At 54.4% G+C, this 1,223-nt stretch carries 1 protein-coding gene; it reads right to left on the bottom strand.

The genetic code is table 11. The features are described 5' to 3' along the window. The coding region (locus tag DWV53_RS15285) for a SpvB/TcaC N-terminal domain-containing protein (protein WP_301331700.1) at positions 1-1,223 on the bottom strand (1,223 nt) is incomplete at both ends.

Below are 1,223 nucleotides of genomic sequence, written 5' to 3'. Positions count from 1 at the left end.
TGTCTGACACCTGTGAGCATTTCCTTGTGGAATGCACCTTCCTTGTAGTCAAAGGCATAGCTGCGCAATGTCTCGCCCTGGAAATTCACGGTCACTTTCTCCAACAGCTTGTTGGAGGAGGCGAGGAATCCATAGCGGGCATTGTTGGTCTTTACCTGCTTTACCTTGTTGCCTTCAAAGAGTACAACGGTGTGCGGTTCCTGTCCTGCATTACCTGCGTGAACCTCCTTCAGATATGCAGCCTTGGCCTTCAAGCCGCCACGCACATCCTCATCCACGATGTCATACACATATTCTATATAGTCACCGTGGAGTTCCTCGACACGTTTCAGCTTCCATTCGGCAATCACCTCACGGGTACTGCCCGAAGCATCGGTGACATTGCCCTTTACAACAGCTCCGTCACCACCATAGATGTACTTGACACCCTGCTTGTCTGTAACCTCCCAATAATAGTTGGCAGGACTGTCACCCTTGCGGATGATACGGCTGAAATCACCGCCTTGGCGGGTGTAGAACTGGCGGTCAGCCTTTCTGTTCATCTTCTCGCCACGGTGTGCGACTCCCATCTGTCCGTTGTCATCCATAGTGGAGAGCATTGAACCGGACAAGAGATAAGTCTCCGTCTCTTTTGACTGGTCATAACGAGGCACGCCCCACCGGGTGTCAAGCGTAATGCTTGGCACGCTGACGTTCCAACCCTCGCCAAGCCAACCGCTACCGCCCTCGCTGCTGTACTGCAAGCCAAGGCTTGGCTGCATACCGTTTCGTGCTGGCGGCATCTCGAACGGATACTGCAGGTTGGCAGAGCCACGGTTGTTTGCGCTTGGAGGCGCAATGACATTGAGCTTCGCCGTCGGGTCTGCCGCCTTGATGTCGTTCATCATCGTCGGGGCAAAGCCTTCGGTCTGCGGTGACTCCGGGGCCTGTATCACACCGTTGATCATGTCGGTGAAGTGGGTCGTCTTTGAAACGACACACTCTTCCTTCTTGTCCACACGCACACGCTCCAACGCAACCCAATGCTTCTCGGCCGGGTCGTAGTAATAGGTACGGATGTCGTCCTCGGTATAGCCGCTTGGTATTCTCGTGCGGTCATACTTTATCTTGACAGTCGCGCCCTCGCCTGTGAAGTGTGTTCCGTGAGGGAGGAAACGGTAGCCATGTCCTCCTGCCGTGACGTTGGTCATGGCAAAGTCAAGCTCAGGAACATTCTCCTCTCC

This window comes from Segatella copri (assembly GCF_003465495.1).
GTDB classification, from domain to species: Bacteria; Bacteroidota; Bacteroidia; order Bacteroidales; family Bacteroidaceae; genus Prevotella; species Prevotella copri_G.
The sequence above is the reverse complement of the archived record's forward strand: the minus strand, read 5'-3'. Positions and strand labels throughout refer to the sequence as shown.